This window comes from Paenibacillus sp. 01L418, assembly GCF_056400045.1.
In genome coordinates, this window is sequence record NZ_JBFTSN010000505.1 from 1 (window position 1) to 4,178 (window position 4,178).

Here is a 4,178-nt window from a genome sequence, read left to right on the forward strand (position 1 = left end):
GAATAGCGTATCGTTATCCAAGCCAGTTTGTGTAATCCCTGTTTATTTAACGATGTGAATAATTAATGACGTAAGCATAGAGAGAAAAGGGGAATACAGAAGCGTGGCAACTAGCGAAGAAGAAAAACCGAAATTAAAGGCGACCAAAATTTTCAAATGTAAAAATCCGGACTGCAAGGCATGGGTTAGAGATGAGTTTGCTGCAACGGAGCAAACTTGTCCGATCTGCAAAGGACCAATGCTCAGAAGCATGAGGCATTTGCCAGCCGTTCAGAATAAGCCGAAACCTCAGCCACGTAAGCCGAAATCGGACTACTAAAATGTTTATTCAAAAAAATCCCAATCCTCTCGTTAGAGCTGGATCGGGATTTTTTTATTGCACAGCGGAATCGTTCGACTAAAAATATGGTAGGATAGACATACAAACAATGACAGGATGGTACCCTATATGCTGTTTTATTTTGTCGCATTATTTACGGCAGCCGTAATTGTCATCTTAAATAATCGCAGTAGCGAATCGAATCACTGGGCTGCTTTATTTTTGTTCAGCGCTTCAATTGGCGGACTCTCAGAAGTTTTAATAGACCATGGGTTATTCTTAATAGCTGATCTACTGCAATTTCTTAATTATACATTCACGCCTTATGCTGTTTTCGTATTCTGCCTACTATATGCGTCTATTCTAGACCATAACCGAATGAGAAAAAAACTGAAATTTTATCTTTCCATTCCGATTTTTTTGATGGCTTTATTTGTTATGATTTCTTCTAATGTGCAATGGTTTTTTAACCTTCTGCTGCTATGGAGCGCGCCTTATTATTTAATTTCCTGTTATTTATTAGTCGCATCCTTTTGGAAAGAGCGTGATGCAAGAATAAAGCGAAGCCGCTTTATCACCACAATCATAATGGTTCCAACACTGCTGGCTGTTCTAATCTTCATATATGTGGCAAAGGTGATTACACCGGATTTTGAATTTTTTAATTATATATCAGTCTTTATGATTTATTCGTTGTCGGTCGCGCTGTTATGTACCTTCATGTATGGTGTTCTTGGTGTTAAACTCCGCTTTGAGCATGATCCAATGGAAAGTACGATGCGAGCAGTTAGCACTGGCACTACGATGCTTAATCATACGATAAAAAATGAAATTGGAAAAATAGCCATCAGTACGGAAAATTTAAGAAATCTGCTGCCTGAATCGAATGAGCAATCTATGCAGCATATGCAGATCATAACGAATGCATCCAATCATATGCTTGAGATGATCAGCCGTATTCATAGTCAAATAAAGGACATTACCCTGAAAGAGCAGGCGGTTCAGCTCGATCAGCTCATCGAAAAAGTTCTTTTTCAGCATGAGGGTCTGATGCAAAATAAAGGAATTTCGTTAACCGCGAAGTATGAGCTGCGTCCTATCATCCAATGTGATCCCATTCATATAAGCGAGGCATTTGGTAACCTGCTCATGAATGCAAGTGATGCAATGCCAAATGGGGGAGCTATTGTAGTGAGGCTTGCAGCGTATAAGAATGGGGCGGAGCTTTCTGTGCAGGATAGTGGCATGGGCATCCCGGAGGAGAAGTTAAGCCAGGTGTTTGATCCCTTCTATAGCAGTGGGAAAAGTGGACGGAATTTCGGACTCGGCTTATCTTATGTATATAATGTTATGCAAAAGAGCGGTGCAAAGGTCATTCTGACCAGCCAAGAAGGTGTAGGAACACGTGCAGCCTTAATATGGCCGCGAAAAAAGATTTTAAAATGAGTAGAGAAGGAGGGAGCAACCTTGAGTCATATCAAAGTGTTTATCGTTGAGGATGACACGGATTGGATTAAAGCGCTCACTACTTTTTTGAATAAAGAGTCTGATTTGCTTGTTGTAGGAACGGCAACTAATTCTACCGATGCGATCAATCTTGCACACACGCTTACGTTTGATGTTGTACTAATGGATATTCAGCTGGAGGGCAGCAGGCTTGACGGCATTCATACAGCAATTCTTATGCATGAGCATTCTCCCGCCAAGATTATCATGTTAACGTCATTAAATGATGAGCAGACGATGACTCAGGCCTTTACAGCGGGTGCTGTACAGTATTTGGAGAAGACACGCTTTCAGGAGCTGCCGCAAACGATTCGTAACGCATATCATCATTCTGCTCCTATGGAGGCTTTACTTAACGAGCTGACTCGGCTAAAGCGCGAGGAGCAGCTTAAGGAATTAACAGGCGCAGAACGTGAAGTATTCGAGCTTATTGAAGCCGGCTACACGCAATCGCAAATTGAGAAGAAGCTTTACAAGGCAGAGAGCACGCTCAAAAATCAGGTCAATAAAATGCTCAAGAAGCTTGGCGTGCGCAGCAGCAAAGAAGCTGTGGAAAAAGTGAAGCGAAGAGGATTTTTCCAGCGGGATGAGAAGGAATAACCTATTTTACATAGCTAGAAGGCAAAGGGGTACTACATAACGTAGTACCCCTTTGTTTGTCGTTCTATGAAAGATGGAACTGCCGTTACTATACAGCTTGCGGTTAAAATAAAACGAGAGAGGGAGCGATTTAACATGGAAGCAATAACCTCACACAACGACGAAGCTGCTGTGCTGCTCATTGATGGAAATTGCATGTTATGTAATAAAATTACTCACTTTGTCGTGAAGAGAGATAAAAAGAAATATTTTCGATTTGCTGCGCTTCAGTCGCCTGTTGGCCAGCAGTTRCTTAAGGATGGAAATTTGCCTATAGATGATCTTGATACGTTTGTAATGGTGCAGTCGAATCAGTACTATACCAAATCCGAAGCGGCGCTTCGAGTATTTCGCAAGCTTGACGGCTGGTGGAGGTTGTTGTATTGGTTTCGCTTCGTACCGCTTGCTTGGAGAAATTATGTTTATCATATTATTGCGCGAAATCGCTATCGTTGGTTTGAGAAACATGAAATGTGCATCATCCCGACACCAGAGTTATTAGAGAGATTTTTGGACGATGGAATAGGAGGAGCATGAATGAATAGAAAACCGATTTACGTCGAGCTTGAAATTCGTGCAACACAGGATGAACTGTGGGCGTATACTCAAATCCCACAGCTGCATGAGCAATGGGATCTCCGATTCTCGAAAATTCAATATTTTCCAAAAAATAGTGAATCCGACATCCAGAAATTCCAATATGAAACGAGAATTGGCTTTGGTCTAAACATTAGAGGCACAGGAGAAACGAGCAGCACAATTTTCAAAGATGGAAATGAAAGAGTATCAACGTTAACTTTTGCTTCAGAGCAGCCAATCTCGCTTATACGAATCGGAGGCGGTTATTGGAAGTACAAGGATCTTGGAGACAAACAGTCCTTTATAACATTATTTAATTATCAGACTCGTTTCGGTATTGCAGGACGAATTTTGGATCGCTTTGTATTCCGACCCCTATTTGGCTGGGCTACCGCATGGAGCTTCGATCGATTGCGAATATGGCTTGAGGAACGTATTCCTCCTTCTGTAGTTGCAGAGCGAGCTTTGCTTCATTATTTGAGCGTCTGCTTCATCGTTCTGCTCTGGTGTTATGAAGGCCTTGTGCCTAAGCTCTTGTTCCCAGAAACGGGAGAGTTGACAATGATGAGGCAGGTGGGTTGGTTTAAAGGAATGGAGCTGCAAATGGTTCAATTGATCGGTATTGGAGAAATGGGACTTGGTGTGCTAATCGCTTGTTTCCATAGGAGAAAATGGATTTATATTATTCACGTATTGGTACTTATTTCATTAACAATGCCAGCGCTTCTATTCTATTCAGAATTGCTGAAGTCGCCTTTTAATCCAATTACGCTTACGTTGCCAATGATTGGTTTAGGCTTAACAGCCTATTTAAGCAGACGTCACTTGCCGCAAGCGAGCCGCTGTAAAAGACAATTTAAATAAACAGAATAGAAAAGGGGAAATCACGATGCGTTCTATATATGAACAAGCGTTAGGAGCTGATTTTCAAAAGCTCCATCCTCGCATACAGAAGCGTTTTGGCTTTTGCAGTCAAGATCGTACCGCGTCCATAGGCCATGGTGTCATGCAGCTAATTTGGTACAACAAACTTGCTGCACTGCCATTGTTTATTGGAACGCTCCGCCACATCATGTTCCCCCAAGGCGGCGTAAACATCCCGTTTTCAATAGAAAACTATGCATATGTAGATGCA

The 4,178-nt window shown here is 41.8% G+C and carries 6 protein-coding genes; all 6 read left to right on the forward strand.

Features of this window, described 5'->3' with window-relative positions; genetic code table 11:
• Positions 1-103 precede the first annotated feature (103 nt).
• The gene (locus AC1DSE_RS31420) at positions 104-319 is read left to right on the forward strand and encodes a cold-inducible protein YdjO-related protein (protein ID WP_076265875.1); all 216 of its coding nucleotides are present in this window, start codon (positions 104-106) and stop codon (positions 317-319) included.
• Positions 320-448: 129 nt separating this feature from the next.
• On the forward strand, positions 449-1,765 hold the full coding sequence (locus tag AC1DSE_RS31425) for a sensor histidine kinase (protein WP_477511844.1): 1,317 nt from the start codon (positions 449-451) through the stop codon (positions 1,763-1,765).
• Positions 1,766-1,786: 21 nt separating this feature from the next.
• Entirely contained in the window at positions 1,787-2,425 is a 639-nt protein-coding gene (locus tag AC1DSE_RS31430) for a response regulator (RefSeq protein WP_477511845.1), read from the forward strand.
• Between the two features lie 135 nt (positions 2,426-2,560).
• Positions 2,561-3,001 carry a thiol-disulfide oxidoreductase DCC family protein gene (locus AC1DSE_RS31435; RefSeq protein WP_477511846.1) on the forward strand — a complete coding sequence of 147 codons (441 nt, stop codon included), beginning with the start codon at positions 2,561-2,563 and terminating at the stop codon, positions 2,999-3,001.
• Entirely contained in the window at positions 3,002-3,907 is a 906-nt protein-coding gene (locus tag AC1DSE_RS31440) for a DoxX-like family protein (RefSeq protein ID WP_477511847.1), read from the forward strand.
• A gap of 25 nt (positions 3,908-3,932) precedes the next feature.
• Positions 3,933-4,178, forward strand: a 246-nt coding sequence (locus AC1DSE_RS31445; RefSeq protein ID WP_477528777.1) for a DUF4166 domain-containing protein, incomplete at its 3' end; no start/stop codon positions are given.

What these genes read in the sequence shown, in the direction of transcription:
- AC1DSE_RS31425 (WP_477511844.1), top strand. Translation starts at nt 449, where the DNA reads ATGCTGTTTTATTTTGTCGCATTATTTACGGCAGCCGTAATTGTCATC.
- AC1DSE_RS31440 (WP_477511847.1), top strand. Translation starts at nt 3,002, where the DNA reads ATGAATAGAAAACCGATTTACGTCGAGCTTGAAATTCGTGCAACACAG.